The following is a 22,828-nucleotide window of genomic DNA, read 5'->3' on the forward strand; positions in this document are numbered from 1 at the left end:
CCCACAGGAATGTGAGCCCCATTGCAAAGGCAAGAATTGAGCAGGGTACGAGTAAAAGTATGGCGACATAACGTTTACTCTTACGCTTTCTGGTGATGCGCGGAAGACGCGCTATGCTTCAGTTGTCCTTACGTTTTTTTGCCTAATCCTCTGTGAAAAAGGAACACCCCATGCGTGTGTTACGTCTTGGTCTTGTTGCCGGACTTGCGATTGCGGTTCTGGCCGGATGCTCTTCAAAAGTAACGGAATCCCATCAGTATTCTGGGTTTCTCTCCGATTATTCCAAACTGAAACCAACCGAATCTCCGAGCGGGCATCCAACGCTGCGTTGGATCTCGCCAGACTATAAAGCTTCTGATTATCGCGGGATCTATTTCACCCCGGTGGTCTATTACCCTGCGGCGAAACCTACCGAACGCGTTAGCCAGCAAACGTTGGATAGCCTGAGAAGCTACGTAGATACCCGGTTGAAAGCGGCTGTCGCTAAGCAAATGCCGCTGGTCAGTTCCCCGGGCCCAGATACGTTAATTATGAAAACCGCGATTACCACCGTCAGTGCTGAAAACCAGGACATGAAGTTCTATGAAGTCGTGCCGGTCGCTGCGGTGATTGCCGGAACCATGGCGGCCTCTGGCCACCGGACGCAAAATAGCGTGCTTTACCTTGAAGCGCAGCTGATTGATGCCAAAACCGGTAAGCCGGTGGTGGAAGCGGTGCGTAAAGCCTATGGCAAAACGGTACCTAACAACTCGGCACCTGTCACTCTGTCAGACCTTAAGCAGGGCGCTGATGACATGATTAACGACGTCACCACCTTCCCGCATCAACCTTAATCGTCACCTTCCATTAAGCGCCGCACCGTTGCGGCGCTTAATGTTTTGTAAAAACAGCCCCGTCTCCAGCCTTCTTCACTAAATTTAACGGACATTGACCTGAAGGAGTGAAGGTATGTCACGTCTGTTTCCCCTCTGTTTGCTCGCCAGCGCCGTCCTGTTTTCCCATCCCGTACTGGCCGAAAAGGTCAGTGTCGAGCAGTTACAACACGGGCTTGATCATCCCTGGGCGATGGCTTTTTTGCCCGACAATCAAGGCATATTAATCACCGAACGATCGGGCCAGCTACGGCACTGGCAACAGGGGAAAGGACTCTCGCAACCGATTTCCGGCGTGCCGAAAGTCTGGGCGCAACGTCAGGGCGGCCTGCTGGATGTCGTGCTGTCCCCCGACTTTGCGCAAAACCGCCGCGTCTATCTGACCTGGACCGAAGCCGATGACAACGGGCGTGCAGGTGCAGTGGTGGGCTCCGGCTTGCTCAGCAAAGATCTGACGCAGCTGACCGATTTTAAAGATTTACTCCACCAGCAACCGAAACTCTCCAGCGGGGCCAATTTAGGGTCGCGACTGGCCTTTGATCAGGCTGGTTATTTGTACGTCACCTTTGGCGATAACTTCCAGGCCGCGTCAGCGCAGGATTTAACCGCCTTAACCGGTAAGGTTACTCGCCTCAATGCGGATGGCAGCATTCCAAAAGATAATCCTTTTGTCGGTAAGAAGGGCGCCAGACCTGAAATCTGGAGCTATGGCATGCGCAATCCACAAGGGCTTGCCTTTAATCCGTGGAGCAAGGAGATGTGGGAAAGTGAACACGGTCCGCGCGGTGGTGATGAGGTGAATATTCCGCGAAAAGGCCAGAATTACGGCTGGCCGCTGGCGACCTGGGGAATTGATTACAGCGGTGAGAAAGTACCAGGCTCGAAAGGAGGAACCGCGCCAGGCACCGTGCAGCCGGTGTTCTGGTGGAAGGTGTCTCCGGCGATCAGCGGCATGGCCTTCTATAACGGCCACTTCCCGCAATGGAAAAACTCGCTATTTATCGGGGCGCTGAAAGATAAAAGTCTGATCCGTCTGACGGTCAATGGCGATAAGGTCGAAGAGAAAGAGCGCCTGTTGAAGGATCGCGGTGAGCGTATCCGCGATGTCCGGGCTGGCCCGGATGGCTATCTTTATGTGCTGACCGACGAGTCGGACGGCAAGCTGCTTAAGGTGGGATTAGCGAAATAACGGCAGGCTTGACGGTATGGTCAGCAAAATCGGGAGGGCTGATTCAGCCTTCCCGATTTTTGTCAGGCTTATCTTACCCAGTGACACACTTCCCAGCCACGCTGTTCGGCAAGACTGTGCAACTGTTCGCCGGGGTTAATGACATGGGCATGATCCGCATGTTCAAGTAACGCGAGATCGTTAATTGAGTCGCTGTAGGCCCAGGTTTTCCCAAAGGTGGTTTCGCTCTGATCGGCCAGCCAGTCATTAAGACGGGTGACCTTGCCCTCTTTGTAGGTCATGGTGCCGTAGGTCTGGCCGCTGTAGCGGTCATCCACGATTTCCACTCCAATCGCCAGCGCGCCATGGGCACCCAGCTGTTCGGCAATCGGCACCACCAGATGTTCTCCGCTGGCGGACACCACCATTACCTTATCACCGCGTTCCTGATGCCAGGCCATTCTCTCGCGGGCGGAAGGATAAACCCGTGGCAGAATATCCCGCTGAATAAAGCGACGGACCCAGCCCGTTACCGTAAGCGTGCCCATGCCGGTTAATGGCGACAGGGTGGTGGACATGTACTCTTCCATCGACAGGGAACCCTGATAATACTGGTCCATCAGCGCCCGTTCCTGCTCAATCAGCGCGGCCGGTGCAAAGCCCTGGGAGACTAAATAACGCAGCCACAGGCCGGTGCTGTCTTCGCAGATCAACGTTTCATCAAGATCGAACAAAGCTAAATCCATGGTCATTACTCCTGAGGCAAACTTTATTCAGGTTAGCGGAAAAATGTGACTGACTTAACTGTTCTGCGAAAAATCGGAATTTCACCTGGTGCTGTTCGCCGCAAACGGCGAAAAAAAGCGCAGCGAAACGGCATATCCTAGATTTATCTAATAAACTCTGAATAACTTTACAGTAATGCTGTTCTTTTTAAGGCCAGAAACCGTTAGCGTGTCAGGGTTTCCGCCGCCGCGCTGCAAAACACTTGTCTTTCAAATGGATACTTGGGTCTCGTCATGAAGAAATCACGCCTTTCCGCCGGTGCTTTGACACTGACTGCCACCACTTCACTGTTGCTGTTCACCTTCTCAACCCGTGCAGAAGAGGCGCCCGCAGCGCCACAAATCGATGCTAAAGCCTGGATCCTGATGGATTACAACAGCGGTAAAGTGCTGGCGGAATCCCATGCAGATGACCGTCTTGACCCTGCCAGCCTGACAAAAATGATGGCCAGTTACGTGGTAGGGCAGGCCATCAAAGCCGGCAAAATTACCAACGACGATATGGTGACCGTCGGCAAGGATGCCTGGGCGACGGGTAACCCCATTCTGCAAGGTTCCTCGCTGATGTTTCTGAAGCCGGGCGATCGCATTCCCGTTTCAGAACTGAACAAGGGAATTATTATCCAGTCTGGCAATGACGCCAGTATTGCACTGGCCGATTATGTTGCGGGCAGTCAGGACTCCTTTGTCAGCCTGATGAATAACTATGTGCAGGCGCTCGGACTGAAAAATACCCACTTCAAAACCGTGCACGGGCTGGATTCTGACGGGCAATACAGCACGGCCAGAGATATGGCGCTGATTGGCCAGGCGTTAATCCGCGACGTTCCGCAAGAATATGCGCTGCACAAAGAGAAAGAGTTCACCTTTAACCGCATCCATCAGCAGAACCGCAACCGCCTGTTGTGGAGCAGCAACCTGCAGGTTGATGGCATCAAGACCGGCCATACCGCGGGCGCGGGAAATAATCTGGTGGCTTCGGCGGTCAGTGGCGACCAGCGCCTGATTTCAGTGGTGTTAGGCTCCCCGACCGATGCCACGCGTTTCCGCGAGAGTGAAAAGCTGCTGACCTGGGGATTCCGCTTCTATGATACGGTCACGCCAATCAAAGCCGACAAGCCGTTTTCCACCCAGCGGGTTTGGTATGGCGAAAAGAAAGAGGTCAATCTTGGCGTCGCCAGCGATGCCTCGGTGACCGTGCCGAAAGGGCAGCTTAAGAACCTTAAAGCCAGCTTTACCCTCTCACAGCCTCAGCTAACCGCGCCGTTGAAGAAAAATCAGGTGGTGGGCAATATCGATTTCCAGCTTGACGGCAAAACGATTGAACAGCGACCGCTGGTGGTAATGGAAGACGTGAACGAGGGAGGATTTATTAGCCGCATCTGGGATTTCGTGATGATGAAAATGACCGGCTGGTTCGGCAAATGGTTTGCCTGACGGGCGGTAAGAACATGAAAGGGGCGAAGAGATTCGCCCCTTTTTTTATCTCTGTCAGACCAGATCGTATGCGATAGCGGAAATCGCGATTAATCCCACCAGCACCACAAAGATATTGCTGATTTTGCCGCTGTACTGACGCATTGCCGGCACTTTATTGATGGCATACATCGGCATCAGGAACAGCAGCACGGCAATCACCGGGCCACCCAGGGTTTCAATCATTCCCAAAATGCTTGGATTCAGGGTAGCGACCAGCCAGGTGGTGATCAGCATAAAGATGGCGGTGATGCGGTTCAGCTTCGCTTCCGGCAGCTTTTTCGCTTTCTCTCCGAGGGACTTAACCATCAGGCCGTTGAAGCCTTCACGCGCACCAAGATAGTGACCGAGGAAGGATTTGGTAATGGCGACCATGGCGATGATCGGTGCCAGCCAGGCCATCAGCGGCGTATCAAAGTGGTTCGCCAGATAGGAGAGGATCGAGATGTTCTGCGCTTTGGCTTCGGCAAGATTCTCCGGAGACAGGCTGAGTACGCAGCTGAATACGAAGAACATCACCGTTACCACCATCATCAGATGGCTGCGGGCCAGAATGCGTGAGCACTTCTTCTCGGCTTCCTCGCCATATTCCTGACGTTTGGCCACCGCAAACGCGGAGATGATCGGCGAATGGTTAAAGGAGAACACCATCACCGGTATCGCTAACCACAATGTCATCCACAAGCTGCTGCCGCTGCCCGCTAAGCTGACGTGCTGGAAAACGGAGCTGTTCCAGTGAGGAATCAAAAACAGCGCCAGTGCCATCAGCACAATCACAAACGGATAAACCAGTACGCTCATGGTTTTGACGATCATCTCTTTGCCAAAACGCACAATCGACATCAGACCGACAATCAGGATTAAGGCCAGCAGCGCCCTTGGCGGCGCCTGCATATGCAGCTGGTGGGTCATAAAGCTCTCAACCGTATTGGTGATCGCCACGCTGTAGACCAGCAGAATCGGGTAGATCGCGAAGAAGTAGAGCAGGGTGAGCAATTTACCGGCGCCCTGACCGAAATGCTCTTCAACCACACCGGTGATGTCTTCACCCACTTCACGGCCGGACAGCACAAAGCGACACAAACCGCGATGGGCAAAGAAGGTCATCGGGAACGCCAGAAGCGCCATAATCAGCAGCGGGATCAACCCGCCGATACCGGCGTTTATCGGTAAGAACAACACACCGGCACCAATCGCCGTGCCGTACAGGCCCAACATCCACATGGTGTCGCTTTTGCGCCAGCTGGCTGCCTCTTCGGCGCTGGCGAGGGGCAGTGAAGCCGTTTTGGATGAATCCATGATGATCTCCAGTTTGAAAACAGTAAAGTAAAGTGCGCTATACAGCGAAAACGGCGGCGAACCAGCGCAATTTAATTTAAGGCTCTGCCTGAAAGGCCGACACTCTACCATCTGAAATGGAAGAAGGAAGGGGGCGAAAACGAATTTCTGGCGATCTGAATCACAATACCAATAATATTATTAGTGATAAATGCTGGAGGGGATTTTTAAGGTGGGCAAATACGCTGGTTTTATATTGCTGCTGTGGTTTTTTAGACTGGGATTTTACTGATTGGAGTTGGTTAAATAATGTTCATCTGATCGTTTTTTAACGATTTACCAACATTAAATATGATGTAAATCAATGTAATAGATTTTAAGGCGGGAGCAAAAGTTAACTAATATCCTGGCTTGCGCAACACGAGAGCTAAATTCACCGAATATGAGATCGCGTTGCGCAATAAAACTGCCGCTTCTTTAACCATGCAGCGAATAAGCACTTATCCGCAACCGCTAATTGCGCACCCAGCCTTTACGAATGGGGAAGGCGAACAGCAGTCGATATATCGTCGAGATATTCTGTAACAGGCGGCGGCCACAAAAAAGCCAGGCAACCTGCGCAAACAAACAGGAGAGCGCACCCACCAGCAATCCTCCCAGCATATCCATTGGCCAGTGTACGCCAAGGTAAATACGGGACCAGGCAATGGCGGCACCCATCAGCAATAACACGGCACCTGACCAGCGACGATGCCAGCAGAAGAAGGCAATGGCGAAGGTGAAAATGGCGGTGCCGTGGTCACTTGGGTAAGAGTCATCTGGCGCATGCGGCAGGAACTGATGACCCAGACCCACCACAAAAGGTCGCGCATGGGGGAATAAATTGCCGACGCACCAGGAGATAGTCAGCGCATAACCCAGCGCTATGCCCGTTTTCAACACCAGCTTACGCTGTGAACCCACTTCGCGCTCTGGTCCCCACAGCCACATGGCGACTATCAACACAGGCACAATGGCAATCAGGTCGCGCGCGATAAACGTTGCCAGGGAAATCAGCCAGTCCGGTGAGGCCGGCGTTGCGTTTATCCACAGAAAAAGCATGCGGTTCAGCGCTTCCATCGTTATTTATTCCTCGTTTTAAAAAGGTGTAAGACACACCTAAAGTCCATCTCTCCAGCCAAACCTGTCAGCCAGTTGATCAAAGGGGTAAAAGGCGTTCGGCAGCGGCGCCTAACGGCGATGCCAGTACGCTGTCCTGCGTGACATCGAAGGCAAGTGGCTTGCAGGATCAGTCAGATAAGATAAAAGCACCGCACAGGAAGATAAATAGACTCTCTCCTATTTGACGGTCTGGTTGTGCTTTTGTTAAGAATTGATGACAGTTTACTGTCAGCCCGAGAAAGGGAGAGCAAAGATTCGGGGGTGTTAAAAAAGGGATCATCATGCGGAATAACTAAGATTACTCTGAAGTAGAAAGAAAAAAACCCGCCAATCATATGATTAACGGGCTCCACAATTTAGGGGATTTCAAAGAAAAGCAGTGGCACTAATTAGGACTGCGGCAAAATGCAAAAGTTCTGATCTGCACAGAAATATTTTTTTTCGCATAAGGAAGAAGGGGTAACCGGAAATTAGGGGAATTTGGCGCTTAAGAAATTTCTCAATAAAACCGCAGGTTAGGCTTAAGTCTGCACCACTCATAAACACCATGTCATTTCGATTTAACAACTTTGCGACCTTTTACTGCCTCATGTAACGTCCTGTTTACCAGTAACCTGTTGAAGTTAATCGGGATTTATCTTATATTGCGTCGCTGCCAGCAGAGTAGCGGTAATATTCCGGGATACCCTGAATAACAGCCAGCAATCAAAAACTGTTTTTGACACTTTCGTATCACTTTTTCAGCCAGTCATCGCCGCGACGTAAGTTACGGTAGTTTTTTACTCGTTAACTGAATTACATAGCCGGGAGAAGATCCTATGGTATTTAAAGGGATGTCCTGGACAGGCGTCATTGCTTGTTTTGTCCTTTACTGCCTCGTTTTTGTCGCCGTGAGATATGAAATGAGTGTCGACAGCATTATTCAGGAAAAACCCCGCCTGGGCCTGCTGATGTTTGCCTTGCCTGGGGCAATTGCCGCCTTAACCTCGAAAGAAGCGCCGCTGACGGTGGCGCTGGCGGGAGCCCTGCTGGCCACGCCTGTTTTCTGGCTTATTCTGCATTTTTCGCTGGCGGCAGCCAGCCCGGTGTTACAGGAACTGGCCTTTATCACCAGTGCGATTTTCTGGTGTGGATCCGGTGCGCTGTTGGTGATGCTGTCCCGCACGTTGCTGGGCGATGAAGATCATACGAGGCACTGACAGCCAACGCGCGGCCTGTGGCAAGAGCAGGCTAAAGTGACAAACTGCAGGCAATAAAAAAGGTCGATAAATATCGACCTTTTTTACGCCTTCAGCAGGCTGATGAAACAGCCAGCGGAGAAATCTTACTGGAACAGGCCCAGATTCTCTTTCGCGTAAGCTTCGAAATCAGTGCAACCACCAATGTGTTTCTCGTCGAGGAAAATCTGCGGCACAGTTTCGACTGGCTTGCCGACGGTTTTTTCCAGGTCCGCTTTGGTGATCCCTTCGGCGTGGATGTCCACATAGCTAAAGGAGAAGTCTTCGCGCTCGGCGGTCAGCTTTTCAGCCAGCTCTTTCGCACGGACACAGTAAGGGCAGCCAGGGCGTCCAAAAATCACTGCAAACATAGGTTTCTCCTCAAAGGTCAAAATTTATGTGATGTACATCACACTTCATCAGTTAATGCCGAATATGATGCCCGCTTCACGCAGGGAAGGGAAGAAGGAATTACCTGTTGATCTGATTCGTACAGGCTATGCACAACGCTGCGGGATAGGCTTTAATAACCTGATAAAGGATAGAGCACCCCCTACAGAGGAGATACGCCATGCGTGCTTTTAGTCAGCTACCCAAATCCATTTTACTGCTGGAAGGGCTGGGGGGTATTTTGCTGGTGCTCTCTTACTTCACGCTGCACCGGATGCTACCCTTACCGGCACCTTTTTCCGGCCCGCTGGCCGCCACCGTGATGATTTTCGTCGGGATTGCGATGATGCTACCCGCGGCACTGGTGATGATGTGGCGCACGGCTAAAGCGATGGCGCCGGAACTTTTTAACGCTAAGCGTGATGATGTTAAACCAGGAGAGAAGCATGACCCCGACCATTGAGCTACAGCGCTCGCACCGATCGATTCGATCGTTTACCGACCAGCCGATGTCTGACCAGCAACGTGAGGCCATCCTGTCGGCGGCTCAGTCAGCCTCAAGCTCAAGCTTTTTGCAGTGTTCATCCATTATCCGCATTACCGATAAGGCGCTGCGTGAAAAACTGGTTGGCCTGACCGGCGGTCAAAAATATGTCGGAACGGCTGCGGAGTTCTGGGTGTTCTGCGCCGATTTTAATCGCCTGCTGCAGATTTGCCCTGAAGCCCAGTTAGGCCTGGCGGAACAGCTGCTGTTAGGCAGCGTAGACACGGCATTGATGGGACAAAATGCGATGCTCGCCGCAGAATCCCTCGGCCTGGGTGGCGTCTTTATTGGTGGTATCCGTAACAGCATCGCCGAAGTGACCGAACTCCTGGGCCTGCCGAAATTTGTGCTGCCGCTGTTTGGTCTTTGCCTTGGCACGCCCGCGCAGACGCCACAGTTGAAACCGCGTATGCCGTTGGCGATGCTGGTGCACGAGAACCATTACCAGCCGATTGATGCGCAGGTGCTTGCCGCCTACGATGGCGAGCAGGAAGAATATTATCTTTCCCGCGAGAGCAATCCGCGTCGCGAAAGCTGGAGTGAGCACATCCAGAAAACCATCGTTAAAGAGAGCCGTCCGTTTATGCTGGACTACCTGCATAAGCAGGGTTGGGCAACGCGTTAAGTTCCCTGGAGGCAGCTGTGAAAATAGCGATTCTTTCCCGAGATGGCTCGCTTTACTCGTGCAAACGTCTGCTTGAGGCCGCGCGAAAGCGTGGCCACAGCGTCGAAGTGATCGATCCGCTCTCCTGCTATATGAACATCAATCCCGGTTCGTCGGCCATTCATTACCGTGGCAAGCAGCTGGCCCATTTTGATGCGGTGATCCCGCGCATTGGTTCGGCGATTACCTTTTATGGCACGGCGGTGCTACGCCAGTTTGAAGTCTGTGGCAGCTATCCGTTGAATGAGTCTGTGGCCATCACCCGCGCGCGTGACAAGCTGCGGTCGCTGCAGTTGCTGGCGCGGCAGGGCATTGATATGCCGGTCACCGGCTTTGCCCATTCGCCTGATGACACCAGCGATTTGATCAAAATGGTCGGTGGCGCACCGCTGGTGGTGAAGCTGGTGGAGGGCACTCAGGGAATTGGTGTGGTGCTGGCGGAAACGCGTCAGGCAGCCGAAAGCGTTATCGATGCTTTCCGTGGACTGAATGCGCATATTCTGGTGCAGGAATTCATTAAAGAAGCTGAAGGTCGGGATATTCGCTGCCTGGTGATTGGCGGTGAAGTGGTGGCGGCCATTGAGCGGTCAGCGAAAGAAGGGGATTTCCGTTCTAACCTTCATCGCGGCGGTACCGCACGCAGCATCGAAATTACCGGACGCGAGCGCGAAATGGCGATTAACGCGGCGTCCACGCTTGGACTGGACGTGGCGGGCGTGGATATTCTGCGGGCGAAACGTGGGCCGCTGGTGATGGAAGTGAACGCCTCTCCCGGGCTGGAAGGAATTGAAAAGACAACCGGTTTGGATATTGCCGCAATGATGATTGGCTGGATTGAGCAACAGGCGCGCCCCGGCTTCTGTCTGAAAACCGGCGGATAAGCGCATATTTCTGTCACAATCGTGGTGTTTAACGGCGTTTTTCCGTAAGCTAGGCCGCAATTTTAATGCGGTAAGAGAGAAAGCACATGGATTCACTCGTCGTTCCAGATATTGACGTGATACGACGTTGGCTGGATCAGCAAAGCATCACCTGGTTTGAGTGCGACTCTTGTCAGGCGCTTCACCTGCCGCATATGCAAAATTTCGACGGGGTGTTTGATGCCAAGCTCGATTTGGTCGACAACGTCATTCTGTTTTCAGCGCTGGCTGAGGTTAAACCCACTGCGCTGATCCCGCTGGTTGGCGATCTTTCGCAGATCAACGCCAGCTCGCTGACCATTAAGGCCTTCCTGGATATTCAGGATGACAACTTGCCTAAGCTGATCGTTTGCCAGTCATTGACGGTCGCTGCGGGCATCACCTACGGGCAATTTGCGCACTTTATGAAGCAGAGTGAAGAGCAAATCTCGATGGTGGTTCTGGAAGCGTTTGCCAACCAACTGTTGATCCCAGGCGAGGAAGACGACCGTACCGAAATCGTCTCTTCCCATTCGATCCTGCACTAAATTCCATCCTCTCTTCTCTGTCGGGTTGATCGCTGATTAACCCGTCCTCCGCTTTGCCTGCCGTTTATTTATTCACTCTCCTTTAACTGTTGCTATTTTCCCCAGTTGATTCGCCTGAACAACCATTTTTTATTCTGCTTTATAGCCTAAAATGCCAGATATCTGTCGCCGTTTATGCCACCTTTGGCGTATCACATAGAGGAAACATGCATTAAAAATCGATAAAAGGCGTTTTTTACGCGGAGGGCTGGCCTGAGGGCAGCAGGGGGGCTATTCTTGCCAGGCTGCATTTCGCATGCAACGTCGCTTCAGGTATAGGTTTTTTCTATTTAACAGCACCATGAATAGTCATTCATTATAGGGCCATGTTCTGGCCGGCTGAGCCTGTGCCTCTGTTTGTAATTATCCCTGTTCAGGAGAATGGAAAACATGTTCAACCAACGTAAGAAATGGTTGTCAGGTGTGGTTGCTGGCGTGTTGATGGCGGCTTCCGCTGGCGCAGGTGCTGCTGATAAGACGCTGCATGTCTATAACTGGTCAGACTATATTTCCCCGGATACCGTACCGAACTTTGAAAAACAAACCGGTATCAAAGTGGTCTATGACGTGTTTGACTCCAACGAAGTGCTCGAAGGCAAGCTGATGGCCGGTAGCACCGGTTATGACGTGGTGGTGCCGTCTTCCAGTTTCCTGGCGCGTCAACTGCAGTCCGGCGTCTTCCAGCCTCTGGATAAGAGCAAACTGCCTAATTACAAAAACCTCGATCCGGACATTTTGAAAAAGCTGGATCAGCACGATCCGGGCAACAAATACGCCATCCCTTACCTGTGGGCGACCACCGGTATCGGCTATAACGTCGATAAAGTTAAAGCGGCGCTGGGCAAAGATGCCCCGGTCGACAGCTGGGATCTGGTGCTGAAACCGGAAAACCTGGAAAAACTGAAAAGCTGCGGCGTGTCGTTCCTCGATGCACCGGAAGAGATCTTCGCCACCGTGCTGAACTACCTCGGCAAAGATCCGAACAGCACCGATCCTAAAGATTACTCTGGTGCGGCTACCGACCTGCTGCTGAAGCTGCGTCCGAGCATCCGTTATTTCCACTCTTCTCAGTACATTAACGACCTGGCAAATGGCAACACCTGTGTGGCGATTGGCTGGGCGGGTGACGTTCTGCAGGCGAAAAACCGCGCGATTGAAGCGAAAAACGGTGTTCACCTGGCGTACAGCATTCCTAAAGAAGGTGCGCTGGCGTTCTTCGATATGCTGGCGATCCCTAAAGATGCCAAAAATGTCGATGAAGCTTACCAGTTCCTCAACTATCTGATGGAGCCGAAGGTCATTGCTGACGTCTCTAATAAGATGTTCTATGCCAACGGCAACAAAGCTTCCGTGCCGCTGATCAATGAAGATATCCGCAACAATCCTGGCATCTTCCCAACGCCAGAAACCATGGCGAAACTGTTCGTGCTGAAAGTACAGGATCCGAAACTTGACCGTGTGCGTACGCGCGCATGGACTAAAGTTAAAAGTGGTAAGTAACAGACATTAGTGGATTTGACTCACTTTTGATCGTGCAACAGAGGCGCAGTGACTGGCCTCTGTTTTGTCTTTTATACGGCTGAGACGCCGTATTCTCTCAAGCCGCCGGAGAGTAATGGTAGTGAACGACGCGATCGCCCGTCCGCAACAAAAAGCAGCCAAGGCCTTAACGCCACTGCTCGAGATCCGCAATCTGACCAAGTCTTTCGACGGTCAACATGCGGTTGATGATGTCAACCTGACCATCTACAAAGGTGAGATTTTTGCACTGCTTGGCGCCTCAGGCTGCGGCAAATCGACTCTGCTGCGTATGCTGGCAGGATTCGAGCCGCCAACCTCCGGGCAGATTATGCTGGATGGCCAGGATCTCTCCCACGTGCCGCCTTACCAGCGCCCAATTAATATGATGTTCCAGTCTTACGCGCTGTTCCCGCACATGACGGTGGAACAGAATATCGCCTTCGGCCTGAAGCAGGACCGGCTGGCAAAAGACGAGATCACCAGCCGCGTGGCAGAAATGCTGACGCTGGTGCATATGCAGGAGTTTGCCAAACGCAAACCGCATCAACTTTCCGGCGGTCAGCGTCAGCGTGTGGCGTTGGCCCGCAGCCTGGCTAAACGTCCGAAGCTGCTGCTGCTGGATGAGCCAATGGGCGCGCTGGATAAGAAGCTGCGTGACCGTATGCAGCATGAAGTGGTCGATATTCTGGAGCGCGTCGGCGCAACCTGCGTGATGGTGACCCACGACCAGGAAGAAGCGATGACCATGGCCGGCCGTATTGCGATCATGAACCGTGGCAAATTCGTGCAGATCGGCGAGCCGGAAGAGATTTATGAGCATCCGACCACCCGCTACAGCGCGGAATTTATCGGATCGGTAAACCTGTTCGAAGGGATTTTACGTGAGCGTCAGGCCGATGGTCTGGTGATTGAAAGCCCAGGGCTGATCCATCCGCTGAAGGTCGATTCTGATGCTTCCGTGGTGGACGGCGTGCCGGTACACGTCGCGCTGCGTCCTGAGAAAGTCATGCTGTGTGAAGAGGTTCCGGCGGACGGTTGCAACTTCGCGGTCGGTGAAGTGGTGCACATTGCCTATCTGGGCGATCTGTCGATTTACCATGTGCGCCTGCGCAGCGGTCAGATGATCAGTGCCCAGTTACAGAATGCCCATCGCTTCCGCAAGGGTGCGCCAACCTGGGGAGACGAAGTGCGTCTCTGTTGGGAAGCGGACAGTTGTGTGGTTCTGACGGTGTAGTGGGGGAGTGATGAGCGAGAATTCTTCGAGAACGACCGAGCCACCAACCCGACAGCAGGGTGCTTTTAGCGCGCTTCTCGGTCGGTTGCAGATGAAACAGGGCCGCAAGCTGGTTATTGCGCTGCCTTATTTGTGGCTGATCCTGCTGTTCCTGCTGCCATTTTTGATCGTGCTGAAAATCAGCTTTGCTGATATTGCGCGCGCGATCCCACCGTATACCGATTTAGTGACCTGGGCCGATGGTCAGCTGACCATGGTGATGAATCTGGGCAACTACATCACGCTGACAGACGATCCGCTGTACGGGGATGCGTATCTGCACTCGTTGCAGGTCGCCGCGATCTCGACGGTGGTTTGTCTGCTGATTGGCTACCCGCTGGCGTGGGCAGTGGCGCACAGTTCGCCGTCAACGCGTAACATTCTACTGTTACTGGTGATCCTGCCTTCCTGGACCTCGTTCCTGGTGCGCGTGTATGCCTGGATGGGCATTCTGAATGACAACGGTATTCTGAACCGCTTCCTGATGTGGACCGGCATTACCGATCATCCGATCGCCATTCTGTATACCAATCTGGCGGTCTATATCGGCATCGTGTACTGCTATTTGCCGTTTATGGTGTTGCCGATTTATACCGCGTTAACGCGTACCGATTATTCGCTGGTGGAAGCGTCGCTGGACCTTGGCGCGCGTCCGATGAAAACCTTTTTCAGCGTGATTGTGCCGTTAACCAAAGGCGGTATTATCGCCGGCTCCATGCTGGTGTTTATCCCTGCGGTGGGTGAATACGTGATCCCGGAACTGCTGGGCGGCCCTGACAGTATTATGATCGGTCGCGTGCTCTGGCAGGAGTTCTTTAATAACCGTGACTGGCCGGTAGCGTCGGCACTGGCGGTGATTATTCTGCTGATTTTGATCCTGCCGATTATCTGGTTCCATAAGCATCAGAATAAAGAGCTGGGGGAAACGAAATGACCACCTTACCCACCATTCGTTCTCCATGGCGCACGGCGATCCTCGTGGTGTGCTTCTTCTTCCTGTATGCGCCGATGGCGTTGCTGGTGATCTATTCGTTTAACTCCTCGCAACTGGCGGCCTGGGAGAGTTTCTCCCTGCACTGGTATAACGTGTTGTTCCATGATGATGCGATGATCAGCGCGGTGACCCTGAGCCTGAGCATTGCCGCGCTGGCGGCAACGGCGGCGTCGGTACTGGGCACCATTGCGGCGGTGATTATCGTGCGGTTTGGTCGCTTCAAAGGCTCGACCGGCTTTGCGTTTATGCTGACCGCGCCGTTGGTGATGCCCGATGTGATCACCGGCCTGTCGTTACTGCTGCTGTTTGTGGCGATGGCCAATACCTTTGGCTGGCCTGCCGACCGCGGCATGCTGACCATCTGGCTGGCGCACGTCACCTTCTGCACCGCGTATGTGGCGGTGGTGATCAACTCGCGTCTGCGCGAGCTTGACCGCTCCATTGAAGAAGCGGCGATGGATTTGGGTGCCACGCCGTTGAAGGTATTCTTTGTGATTACCGTTCCGATGATCGCCCCGGCGATTGTCACCGGCTGGCTGCTGGCCTTTACGCTGTCGCTGGATGACCTGGTGATTTCCAGCTTTGTTACCGGGCCAGGTGCCACCACCTTGCCGATGCAGATCTTTGCAACGGTTCGCCGTGGCGTGAACCCGGAAATCAACGCGCTGGCGTCGTTAATCCTGTTTGTGGTGGGCATCGTGGGCTTTATCGCCTGGCGCTTTATGGCGCACGAAGAGAAGCAGCGGCTGCGCGATATTCAGAAGGCGCGAGGCGGTTAAGAAGCGTTAGCGCTCTGTAAGGCAATTTTTGCCGCCACCCCCTGTCGTATTTGGGTGGCGGCAAACTGTCAGAGCGAAGCTAACCGAGAACCTTCTGCACGCAGGCTTTAAACACCTTGATGCCGACAGGCAGCGAGTTCAGGTCGAAATGCATATCGGGATGATGCAAACCCGGCACTAATCCCGTCCCTAATCCCCAGAAACCGGACTTAACCTCAGGGCGCTGCACGGCATAGTGGAAGAAGTCTTCGCTACCCGGCGTGGAACGGACCGGCATCAACGCCTCTTCACCCAGCACCTCTTTGATTGACGCCGAAATCAGCGCGGTCATCTCATCATCAATCTCTGCCGCTGGCATCGATTTCAGAACGACGATATGCGCGGTTGCGCCATAAGCGGCGACGCTGTGCTGAACGGCTTTTTCTACCCGCGCCTGCAACACCTCCATATCTTCATTTTCCGCTGCGCGAAGATCGAATACCACGCGGGCTTCATCGGGAATGGAGTTGGTCACGCCGGCATCGCACAGGAAGCGGGTGGCTTTAGCACTCCAGCTCTTACCGGGTGCCATATGCACGCCATTAACGGCCTGCACCGCGGCGGCACCGGCATCAAGCGCATTAATCCCAAGGTGAGGGCGCGCGCCGTGTGCCGTCTGGCCGCGGATGGTCGCTTCAATGGTGACACAGGCGGAATAATAGACCGCCGGAATGGCTGTGCCGACTGCGCACTCTTCTGCCGGACGCAGGTGGAAGCCCAGAATCATGTCGACATCGTCGATGGCGCCGCCGGCAATCATCGCCAGCGCACCGGTGCCTAACTCTTCTGCAGGCTGGAAGATCAGCTTCAGGCGGCCTTTTTTCACCGCGCCTTCAGCAATCAACTCCTGCGCCGCAGTCAGCACAACCGAGGAATGGCCGTCATGACCACAGGTATGACGTGCACAGGCTTCGCCATCAATGATATGGCCCAGCGCATCCATGTCTGCCCGCAGAGCGAGCGTAGGGCCCGGCACGCCGCTGTCCAGCACGGCGACGATACCCGTGGTGCCATTAAAGTTGTCCTGCACCGCATAACCTGCTGCTTTAAGCTGCTGGCTGATATAGGCCGAGGTTTTAAATTCCTGGAATCCCAGTTCCGGGATCTCATGCAGATAAGCGTAATGTTCTAAAACTTTTAACACGTTAAGCACTCCATTTATCAGTTATCAGGCAACCACTCGCATGACCAACATCGAGATGACCGCATTCAGGATGCTGGTCACCATCAGCAGTGGCCAGTACTTCTTCGGCACGTCAGATACACCCAACAGACGGCCCATGTATTGTCACTGTGCGGTGCAAACACCTTACCAATAAAGCCCATAATCCCGGGTAAATTTAGCATCTCCGCAATCACATACGCCATCACCACATTCGGCAATAAATTATGAATGGCGATCAGCGGGATCAATACCGGAATCGACAGAGAAACAAATAGTGCTGAGCCAATGGCAAAATAGTTATTGATTAATCCCGCACCGGAATACTGCCAGGCCGCCATAATAACCCCGTCCTTTTTGCTGATTTGCTTCTCGTCATACAGTTCTTTGGTTAATGCTGCGCCTGCATCGGTACTATGCAAATCGGTAATTAGCGCCAGGCCGGATCGACCCGGCAAACCTAAAACAGGTTTTAATAACGGCGTGAGTAATTTATGCGCAGCGCGGATGGCACCGTAATGGGTGAATATTTCAAGCAGACCCCAATGCCGGCAGTACTCTGGCTGGCGAGCACGTTATCTCTTCCTTCATCAACGTTTCTCCTCCCAAAAATAGAAAAATGCTGATAACGCTGCAAAAAAGGGCCCCTGAGTGGCACTCTTTCGGTAATTGCGCTAAAAATAACCTGTTAACTTTCAGGTAATGATGAATTGCAGGGTTCGTGCCAGTGTGGCTGAATTAAACAAAATAACTGCCGATAAACCCTTATTACCGCCATCGTTGCGAATGAAGGCGTAATAAAAAAACATCATGTAATGCCGACCTTCAATATTTATCCAGCCTTATTTATCGTAAAATCAGGCAACAGGTCGGTGGACCCCCACTATCGCGCACGCGCACTGTTTTGGGGCGGAGCAACAGGTTGGTCAGGAGAGTGTCATGTCAGAGGTGTTCAGAGAGGGTAAAGCAGTCCTGAAATCACCGTCTTCAATCCCTGTGGCGGTGCTGGTGGCGGGCATCGCGGCGATCGCTACGCGCGTACTCGGCGTGGCCTTGCAGGTGCATGACTTAGGTCTGGCAGAAGTCATGAGCTTTGTTTATCGCAGTGCTCAGGCGTGGAACTCGACGTTGATTTTTATCGCCAGCCAGCTGATCTTCTTTTTTGAGCTGCGTTGCGCGGTTGCGATGATGCGGGGGAAAAACTGGGGGCGCTGGGGCTTTGTGATTTCTCAAATCACCGTGTTGATCTATATGTTTTGCGCGTCGATGGGCTGGATCTATCCTGAACTATTCAGCGTCAGTGGCGAGAACAACCTGCAAATTATTCATCTGCTGATCTCGCAGAAGTTGCCCGATCTGCTGATTATCCTGCTGCTGTTTATGCCTGAAAGCAGCCGGCGATTTTTTAGGCAGCACTGAACAGGCGGCACGACAGACGCCGACCTCCTGTTGGCTGAGGGAGCAATAAACCTTTTTTAAGCTAAGCCGCTGCGCCAAACCAGCGTTGGCGAAGCTTTTCCAGCGTGCCATCGTCTTTCAGGCTTTGCAGGGCTTGATTCAGGCTGTCACGCAGTTCGGTGTTGCCTTTGCGCACGGCAATCCCCAATCCTGAACCAAAAAAGCGGCTATCGGTGATTGGATCGCCGACTTTGGCCAGATGTGGATTGGTTTTCAGTAATTCCTTCACCGCCAACGTGTCGCCAAAAATGCCATCCAGCCTGCCGTTACGAATATCCAGTAAGGCATTCTGATAATTGTCGTAGGTGACGGTAATGATCTCAGGCCAGCCCGTCATTAAATAGGCCTGCTGAGTGGTTTCGGCACCGATGCCGATACGCTTACCTTTCAGCTGTTCAATATTGCTGTACAGACCCGCCCTGGCGACCAGCGTGCCGGAATTCATAAAATAAGGCTGGGTAAACTCGACCGTTTTCTTACGCTCATCGGTGATATCCAGACCGGAAATGATCGCATCATAACGGCGAAACTTTAATGACGGCAACAGGCGTTCGAAGGTGTTATTGGTAAAAATACACTGCTTTTGCATCCGGTCGCACAGGGCTTTCGCCAGATCGATATCGAATCCGACCAGCTGATTTTCAGCAGTAAGAAATTCAAAGGGAGGATTGTTAGCGTTAGAAGCAAAACGCAGCGGTTCCGCTGCCTGAGCACAGGCACATATCGAGGTCAGTAGTAGGGTAAAAACAAACTTAAGCATCACGTACCGTCCTTGCGGTCACTTTACCTGACCATTATGCCGTGGGTGATGCCTGGGCTATCCGCGGATTAACCGCTAAAGAAGGGCTGTTTCTGACGGATACCGGTGAACTGCACCGGCATCGATCAGTTTCTGCGTTCAAAGGCCAGCGCGCGACGTTCAATCATCCGCATCATTAAGGTGAGTAAGCCGTTTACGCACAGGTAAATCAGGCCCGCTGCCGCAAACACCGAGACGTCATAAGTGCGGCCATACAGCAATTGACCGTGCCCCATCACTTCCATCAGCGTGATGGTGTAGGCCAGCGAGGTACTTTTGAACACCAGCACCACCTCATTGGAGTAAGAGGAGAGGGCGCGCTTAAAGGCATAGGGCAGCAGGATGCGCAGCGTTTCTTTGCGGTTCATACCCAGTGCGGCACAGGATTCCCACTGACCGGTAGGGATCGCCCGCATCGCGCCATAGAAAAGCTGCGTGGTGTAGGCGGCGCTGTTTAGCGACAATGCCAGCAGCGCGCAGAGCCAGGGCTGCGAGAGTAAATGCCATAACCAGGGAATGGCCTGAATTGACGGAAACTGTCCTGGCCCATAATAGATCAGGAAGATTTGCACCAGCAGCGGTGTCCCGGTAAACAGGGTGATATAGCCCCGGACTACCAGCCGCAGTACCGGCACTTTCAGCGATAAAATTACCGTGAAAATCAGCGCAAACACCAGCGCGAGGATCAGCGATGCCACGGTCAGCGTCAGACTGGTATGCAGCCCTTTCAGCAGTTCGGGTAAATAGCTCAACATCAGGTATTCCCCTGCTCAAAACGGGTCGCACGGGCATCAATACGCTTCAGCACCTGCTGGCTCAATAAGGTGATCACCAGATAGATGGCCGCGGCCATCAGATACCAGGTAAACGGCTCCTGCGTGCGGGCCGCGATGCTTTTGGTTTGCAACATAATATCGTTCACGCTGATCAGCGAGACCAGCGCCGTGTCTTTCAGCAGGACCAGCCACTGATTACCCAAGCCTGGCAGGGCATGACGCCACATCTGCGGCAGGATCAGGCGGAAGAAAATGGCCGGGGTTTTCATGCCCAGCGCCTGTCCCGATTCCCACTGCCCCACAGGGACCGCTTTCAGCGCGCCGCGAAGGGTCTGAGAAGCATAGGAGGAATAGAGGATCGACAGGGCGATCACCCCGCAAAGAAACGGGCTGACGTCGAAGTTCTGAATATTCACCTGCACCGGGAAGCTGAACAGCCCCAGATTGACGGTGAAACCATCGGACAGGGTCAGCAGCAGTTGCGAGGCGCCAAAATAGACGAACAGCACCACCAGGATCTCCGGCAGGCCACGGAATAGCGTGACCAGACCGGTTCCCAGCCAGGCGACCGGACGCCAGCGGGCCGATTCCCAGGCGGCGAAAATCATCGCCAGAATCAGCCCAACGACCAGTGCAGAAACGGCAAGGCCGACGGTCATGCCGGCGGCGCTTGCTAAAGGAGTGAGTTCATTCATTCAGAAATTACTGCTGGAACCATTTGCTGTAGATGGTTTTGTAGGTGCCGTCAGCCTTCACTTTGTCCAGTGCGGTGTTGAACTGGCCCTGCAACTCGGCGTTACCCTGACGAACCGCGATGCCCAAACCGGTGCCGAAGTAAGCCTTATCCGTCACTTTCTCGCCCACTGGTGCCAGGTTTGCGTTCTGCTTCAGCCATTCGTTCACCACTGCGGTGTCACCGAATACCGCATCGATACGGCCATTTTTCAGGTCGAGGATCGCATTCTGATAGCTGTCGTAAGGAACGGCATTCACGTCGGTCATTTTTTCGGTCAGGTATTTCTGATGCGTGGTGCCGTTCTGTACGCCAACACGTTTGCCTTTCAACGCATCAACAGAAGCCACTTTGCCTTTCTGCGCAATAAACAGAGCAGAGTTGTCATAGTAAGCTTTGGAGAACAGAACCTGTTTCTCACGCTCAGGCGTGATGTCCATGCCGGCCATTACCGCGTCAAAACGACGGAATTTCAGGCTTGGGATCAGGCTGTCGAACGCCTGGTTAGTGAAGGTACAGGTTGCGTTCATTTCACGGCACAGCGCGTTAGCCAGATCGACATCAAAGCCCTGAATTTTGTTATCGGAATCGACAAATTCAAACGGAGGATAAGAGGCTTCGGTAGCAAAACGAATGGTCTGCGCGGCGCTCGCGCTCAGGCTTAAACCCGCTAACAGTGCGGCAAGTACGACTTTTTTCATCATTATACCCTGCATTAGTGCGATAGATAATTGGCAAACGCGTCGGTTTGCGGCTGTGTAAAGCGGCTGGCATCACCCTGTTCGACCACGTAACCGTTCTCCATGTACACCACGCGGCTGGCGGTTTTACGCGCCACTTCCACTTCGTGCGTCACGATGACCTGGGTGATGTTGGTCTGCGCCAGTTCCTGAATGATCGACACGATCTGGGCCGTAATTTCCGGATCAAGCGCGGCGGTGGGCTCATCGAACAGCAACACCGCCGGCTCCATCATTAACGCTCTGGCTATCGCCACGCGTTGCTGTTGGCCGCCGGAAAGGTGCAAAGGATAGCGGTCGGCGAATGTGGTCAGGCGCAGGCGATCCAGTAGTTTTCCGGCGCGGGCATGGGCCTGATCTTTGCTCAGCCCCAGCACGCGGCAGGGCGCTTCGATCAGGTTCTGCATCACCGTCAGGTGCGGCCAGAGATTATATTGCTGGAAGACCATACCCACGTTTTGACGCAGCTCGCGGATGGCCGCGTCTGACGGGGTTTTACTGAAGTCGATTTGATGTCCCGCAATGCTCAACGTGCCGGAACGCGGCATCTCAAGCAAATTGAGAACGCGCAGCAGAGAGCTCTTACCGGCACCGCTTGGACCCAGCAGAACCAGCGTTTCGCCCTCAGGGCACGCCAGTTGAATGTCGAACAGTGCCTGATGGGCACCATAAAAGCAGTTAATACCGTTTAGTTGAATACTCATGCGCAAAAAGTGAATAGCAATTGATGCTGCGAATCTTAACGTTGACGGCATACTTATGCAATCATCGTGCGTGAAAATACCTTTATGCCTGCTGTAAACTAAAAGGCTAGCACAAGATCGCGTGCTTTAAGCGGATTTGCCCGGGAAGATGCAAGAACGGCGAGAGCGATCGTGCCATCGGGCGATGGCACGACACTGGGAGACACTACTTCAGCAGCAACTGGCTGAGCGAGCCGCCCTGAAGATGCGGATTCGGGCTGTTGTAGCGCACGTCGTCAACTGCCCAGCAGGTGCCTTCGCGCACCATCAGCACTTCATCCTGCCACTCTACCGGCTTGCTGCCATCCCGGGTGAGCGTCACGCGCAGCGGAATGTTGCGTGCATCGGTATTCGGAATGGTCGACGCATCCGCCACGCTGGCTGAGGTTGGGCCAACCGATAAACTTGAGAAGATATCACCCTGATTTAACTCAGGCGCGCGAGTGGTGTCGCTGTTGGCTTTCAGCAAGGTGGCATACAGTTTATCGCTGAGATAAGGGCGGTATTTGGCCAGCTGTTGCGCCGTCGGCATCCCCTGAGTCGGCTCTTTCAGGCGCAGATCATAGAACTGCTGCGCGACTGAATCCGGGCCGCCATCGACGCAAGGCCCCATACGCGTACCAATGTCCTTATACGCGGGTTGTACCGTGGTACAGGCACTGAGAAGCAGCGCCATTGGAGCCAGTGCAGCAATCGCTTGGTATTTCATCTTGATTTCCTTATTGTTTCTGGATGACGGTTTTTAGCATAGAGTATAGCCGCTCTGCTTA

24 protein-coding genes and 2 pseudogenes are annotated in these 22,828 nt (G+C 53.3%); 13 read left to right on the forward strand and 13 right to left on the reverse strand.

Annotation, left to right across the window (positions count from 1 at the left end):
• Positions 1 to 170 precede the first annotated feature (170 nt).
• Together E2F51_RS14595 and E2F51_RS14600 are read left to right on the forward strand one after the other, a co-directional pair.
• Entirely contained in the window at positions 171 to 833 is a 663-nt protein-coding gene (locus E2F51_RS14595; RefSeq protein ID WP_053145845.1) for a DUF3313 domain-containing protein, read from the forward strand.
• Positions 834 to 948: 115 nt separating this feature from the next.
• Entirely contained in the window at positions 949 to 2,061 is a 1,113-nt protein-coding gene (locus E2F51_RS14600) for a PQQ-dependent sugar dehydrogenase (protein ID WP_134823799.1), read from the forward strand.
• 68 nt (positions 2,062 to 2,129) lie between these two features.
• Here the strand turns inward: E2F51_RS14600 and E2F51_RS14605 are convergent, their stop codons facing one another.
• Positions 2,130 to 2,786 (reverse strand): HAD family phosphatase, encoded by a 657-nt coding sequence (locus E2F51_RS14605; RefSeq protein ID WP_134823800.1) that lies wholly within the window; start codon positions 2,784 to 2,786, stop codon positions 2,130 to 2,132.
• 273 nt (positions 2,787 to 3,059) lie between these two features.
• Between E2F51_RS14605 and E2F51_RS14610 the strand changes: the two genes are divergently transcribed.
• A complete protein-coding gene (locus E2F51_RS14610; RefSeq protein WP_013201481.1) occupies positions 3,060 to 4,262 on the forward strand; it encodes a serine hydrolase in 1,203 nt (400 codons plus the stop codon).
• A 54-nt stretch (positions 4,263 to 4,316) separates the two neighbouring features.
• Here the strand turns inward: E2F51_RS14610 and E2F51_RS14615 are convergent, their stop codons facing one another.
• Positions 4,317 to 5,600: an HAAAP family serine/threonine permease gene (locus E2F51_RS14615; protein ID WP_013201482.1), complete on the reverse strand. Its 1,284-nt coding sequence runs from the start codon at positions 5,598 to 5,600 to the stop codon at positions 4,317 to 4,319.
• A gap of 492 nt (positions 5,601 to 6,092) precedes the next feature.
• Positions 6,093 to 6,698, reverse strand: coding sequence for an undecaprenyl-diphosphate phosphatase (ybjG, locus tag E2F51_RS14620; RefSeq protein WP_134823801.1), 606 nt, complete (start codon positions 6,696 to 6,698; stop codon positions 6,093 to 6,095).
• A gap of 875 nt (positions 6,699 to 7,573) precedes the next feature.
• Here ybjG and ybjM point away from each other — a divergent pair.
• Positions 7,574 to 7,939 (forward strand): inner membrane protein YbjM, encoded by a 366-nt coding sequence (gene ybjM, locus E2F51_RS14625; RefSeq protein ID WP_105759691.1) that lies wholly within the window; start codon positions 7,574 to 7,576, stop codon positions 7,937 to 7,939.
• Between the two features lie 125 nt (positions 7,940 to 8,064).
• Here the strand turns inward: ybjM and E2F51_RS14630 are convergent, their stop codons facing one another.
• On the reverse strand, positions 8,065 to 8,328 hold the full coding sequence (locus E2F51_RS14630) for a GrxA family glutaredoxin (protein WP_013201485.1): 264 nt from the start codon (positions 8,326 to 8,328) through the stop codon (positions 8,065 to 8,067).
• Between the two features lie 200 nt (positions 8,329 to 8,528).
• Here E2F51_RS14630 and E2F51_RS14635 point away from each other — a divergent pair, with 200 nt between their 5' ends.
• From E2F51_RS14635 to potI, 8 genes are all read left to right on the forward strand, one after another.
• Positions 8,529 to 8,810: a YbjC family protein gene (locus E2F51_RS14635; protein ID WP_053145836.1), complete on the forward strand. Its 282-nt coding sequence runs from the start codon at positions 8,529 to 8,531 to the stop codon at positions 8,808 to 8,810.
• Positions 8,794 to 9,516, forward strand: coding sequence for an oxygen-insensitive NADPH nitroreductase (gene nfsA, locus E2F51_RS14640; protein ID WP_134823802.1), 723 nt, complete (start codon positions 8,794 to 8,796; stop codon positions 9,514 to 9,516). Before E2F51_RS14635 ends, nfsA begins: the two co-directional genes overlap by 17 nt.
• 17 nt (positions 9,517 to 9,533) lie before the next feature.
• Positions 9,534 to 10,436, forward strand: coding sequence for a 30S ribosomal protein S6--L-glutamate ligase (gene rimK / locus E2F51_RS14645; protein ID WP_013201488.1), 903 nt, complete (start codon positions 9,534 to 9,536; stop codon positions 10,434 to 10,436).
• A gap of 86 nt (positions 10,437 to 10,522) precedes the next feature.
• Positions 10,523 to 11,002, forward strand: a complete 480-nt coding sequence (locus tag E2F51_RS14650) for a YbjN domain-containing protein (RefSeq protein WP_013201489.1) — start codon at positions 10,523 to 10,525, stop codon at positions 11,000 to 11,002.
• 429 nt (positions 11,003 to 11,431) lie between these two features.
• A complete protein-coding gene (gene potF / locus E2F51_RS14655) occupies positions 11,432 to 12,541 on the forward strand; it encodes a spermidine/putrescine ABC transporter substrate-binding protein PotF (RefSeq protein ID WP_134823803.1) in 1,110 nt (369 codons plus the stop codon).
• A 121-nt stretch (positions 12,542 to 12,662) separates the two neighbouring features.
• A complete protein-coding gene (potG, locus tag E2F51_RS14660; protein ID WP_134824873.1) occupies positions 12,663 to 13,796 on the forward strand; it encodes a putrescine ABC transporter ATP-binding subunit PotG in 1,134 nt (377 codons plus the stop codon).
• Between the two features lie 10 nt (positions 13,797 to 13,806).
• Positions 13,807 to 14,769 carry a putrescine ABC transporter permease PotH gene (gene potH, locus E2F51_RS14665; protein WP_134823804.1) on the forward strand — a complete coding sequence of 321 codons (963 nt, stop codon included), beginning with the start codon at positions 13,807 to 13,809 and terminating at the stop codon, positions 14,767 to 14,769.
• Positions 14,766 to 15,608, forward strand: a complete 843-nt coding sequence (gene potI, locus E2F51_RS14670; RefSeq protein ID WP_013201493.1) for a putrescine ABC transporter permease PotI — start codon at positions 14,766 to 14,768, stop codon at positions 15,606 to 15,608. Before potH ends, potI begins: the two co-directional genes overlap by 4 nt.
• Positions 15,609 to 15,687: 79 nt before the next feature.
• Here the strand turns inward: potI and E2F51_RS14675 are convergent, their stop codons facing one another.
• The 3 genes and pseudogenes from E2F51_RS14675 to E2F51_RS24070 form a co-directional block, all read right to left on the reverse strand.
• The gene (locus tag E2F51_RS14675) at positions 15,688 to 16,791 is read right to left on the reverse strand and encodes a M20 peptidase aminoacylase family protein (protein WP_134823805.1); all 1,104 of its coding nucleotides are present in this window, start codon (positions 16,789 to 16,791) and stop codon (positions 15,688 to 15,690) included.
• A gap of 24 nt (positions 16,792 to 16,815) precedes the next feature.
• A pseudogene (locus E2F51_RS24065) lies at positions 16,816 to 17,060 on the reverse strand (hypothetical protein).
• Positions 17,040 to 17,351: pseudogene (locus E2F51_RS24070) on the reverse strand (nucleoside recognition domain-containing protein); the annotation flags it as partial. The pseudogenes E2F51_RS24070 and E2F51_RS24065, both read right to left, overlap by 21 nt.
• A 397-nt stretch (positions 17,352 to 17,748) precedes the next feature.
• Between E2F51_RS24070 and E2F51_RS14685 the strand changes: the two are divergent.
• Positions 17,749 to 18,228, forward strand: a complete 480-nt coding sequence (locus tag E2F51_RS14685; protein ID WP_134823806.1) for a YbjO family protein — start codon at positions 17,749 to 17,751, stop codon at positions 18,226 to 18,228.
• Positions 18,229 to 18,289: 61 nt separating this feature from the next.
• On the opposite strand, the gene E2F51_RS14690 is transcribed toward E2F51_RS14685, so the two are convergent.
• The 6 genes from E2F51_RS14690 to E2F51_RS14715 all read right to left on the reverse strand — a co-directional run bounded on the left by E2F51_RS14690 (position 18,290) and on the right by E2F51_RS14715 (position 22,767).
• The gene (locus E2F51_RS14690; RefSeq protein WP_134823807.1) at positions 18,290 to 19,027 is read right to left on the reverse strand and encodes a transporter substrate-binding domain-containing protein; all 738 of its coding nucleotides are present in this window, start codon (positions 19,025 to 19,027) and stop codon (positions 18,290 to 18,292) included.
• 125 nt (positions 19,028 to 19,152) lie between these two features.
• Entirely contained in the window at positions 19,153 to 19,821 is a 669-nt protein-coding gene (gene artM, locus E2F51_RS14695; RefSeq protein WP_134823808.1) for an arginine ABC transporter permease ArtM, read from the reverse strand.
• Complete coding sequence (artQ, locus tag E2F51_RS14700; RefSeq protein WP_053145816.1) at positions 19,821 to 20,537, reverse strand: arginine ABC transporter permease ArtQ; 717 nt, start codon at positions 20,535 to 20,537, stop codon at positions 19,821 to 19,823. Before artQ ends, artM begins: the two co-directional genes overlap by 1 nt.
• Positions 20,538 to 20,544: 7 nt before the next feature.
• Complete coding sequence (gene artJ / locus E2F51_RS14705; RefSeq protein WP_134824874.1) at positions 20,545 to 21,276, reverse strand: arginine ABC transporter substrate-binding protein; 732 nt, start codon at positions 21,274 to 21,276, stop codon at positions 20,545 to 20,547.
• 14 nt (positions 21,277 to 21,290) lie between these two features.
• Entirely contained in the window at positions 21,291 to 22,019 is a 729-nt protein-coding gene (gene artP / locus E2F51_RS14710) for an arginine ABC transporter ATP-binding protein ArtP (protein ID WP_013201501.1), read from the reverse strand.
• A 205-nt stretch (positions 22,020 to 22,224) separates the two neighbouring features.
• Entirely contained in the window at positions 22,225 to 22,767 is a 543-nt protein-coding gene (locus E2F51_RS14715) for a lipoprotein (protein WP_013201502.1), read from the reverse strand.
• Positions 22,768 to 22,828: the final 61 nt, after the last annotated feature.

This window comes from Erwinia sp. QL-Z3 (assembly GCF_004551645.1).
Lineage (GTDB): Bacteria > Pseudomonadota > Gammaproteobacteria > Enterobacterales > Enterobacteriaceae > Erwinia > Erwinia billingiae.

Excerpts from the sequence above, each read along its gene's own strand:
- E2F51_RS14595 (WP_053145845.1), top strand. The coding sequence starts at position 171 with ATGCGTGTGTTACGTCTTGGTCTTGTTGCCGGACTTGCGATTGCGGTT.
- E2F51_RS14600 (WP_134823799.1), top strand. The coding sequence starts at position 949 with ATGTCACGTCTGTTTCCCCTCTGTTTGCTCGCCAGCGCCGTCCTGTTT.
- E2F51_RS14605 (WP_134823800.1), bottom strand. The coding sequence starts at position 2,786 with ATGGATTTAGCTTTGTTCGATCTTGATGAAACGTTGATCTGCGAAGAC.
- E2F51_RS14610 (WP_013201481.1), top strand. The coding sequence starts at position 3,060 with ATGAAGAAATCACGCCTTTCCGCCGGTGCTTTGACACTGACTGCCACC.
- E2F51_RS14615 (WP_013201482.1), bottom strand. The coding sequence starts at position 5,600 with ATGGATTCATCCAAAACGGCTTCACTGCCCCTCGCCAGCGCCGAAGAG.
- ybjG (WP_134823801.1), bottom strand. The coding sequence starts at position 6,698 with ATGGAAGCGCTGAACCGCATGCTTTTTCTGTGGATAAACGCAACGCCG.
- ybjM (WP_105759691.1), top strand. The coding sequence starts at position 7,574 with ATGTCCTGGACAGGCGTCATTGCTTGTTTTGTCCTTTACTGCCTCGTT.
- E2F51_RS14630 (WP_013201485.1), bottom strand. The coding sequence starts at position 8,328 with ATGTTTGCAGTGATTTTTGGACGCCCTGGCTGCCCTTACTGTGTCCGT.
- E2F51_RS14635 (WP_053145836.1), top strand. The coding sequence starts at position 8,529 with ATGCGTGCTTTTAGTCAGCTACCCAAATCCATTTTACTGCTGGAAGGG.
- nfsA (WP_134823802.1), top strand. The coding sequence starts at position 8,794 with ATGACCCCGACCATTGAGCTACAGCGCTCGCACCGATCGATTCGATCG.
- E2F51_RS14650 (WP_013201489.1), top strand. The coding sequence starts at position 10,523 with ATGGATTCACTCGTCGTTCCAGATATTGACGTGATACGACGTTGGCTG.
- potF (WP_134823803.1), top strand. The coding sequence starts at position 11,432 with ATGTTCAACCAACGTAAGAAATGGTTGTCAGGTGTGGTTGCTGGCGTG.
- potH (WP_134823804.1), top strand. The coding sequence starts at position 13,807 with ATGAGCGAGAATTCTTCGAGAACGACCGAGCCACCAACCCGACAGCAG.
- potI (WP_013201493.1), top strand. The coding sequence starts at position 14,766 with ATGACCACCTTACCCACCATTCGTTCTCCATGGCGCACGGCGATCCTC.
- E2F51_RS14685 (WP_134823806.1), top strand. The coding sequence starts at position 17,749 with ATGTCAGAGGTGTTCAGAGAGGGTAAAGCAGTCCTGAAATCACCGTCT.
- E2F51_RS14690 (WP_134823807.1), bottom strand. The coding sequence starts at position 19,027 with ATGCTTAAGTTTGTTTTTACCCTACTACTGACCTCGATATGTGCCTGT.
- artM (WP_134823808.1), bottom strand. The coding sequence starts at position 19,821 with ATGTTGAGCTATTTACCCGAACTGCTGAAAGGGCTGCATACCAGTCTG.
- artQ (WP_053145816.1), bottom strand. The coding sequence starts at position 20,537 with ATGAATGAACTCACTCCTTTAGCAAGCGCCGCCGGCATGACCGTCGGC.
- artJ (WP_134824874.1), bottom strand. The coding sequence starts at position 21,276 with ATGAAAAAAGTCGTACTTGCCGCACTGTTAGCGGGTTTAAGCCTGAGC.
- artP (WP_013201501.1), bottom strand. The coding sequence starts at position 22,019 with ATGAGTATTCAACTAAACGGTATTAACTGCTTTTATGGTGCCCATCAG.
- E2F51_RS14715 (WP_013201502.1), bottom strand. The coding sequence starts at position 22,767 with ATGAAATACCAAGCGATTGCTGCACTGGCTCCAATGGCGCTGCTTCTC.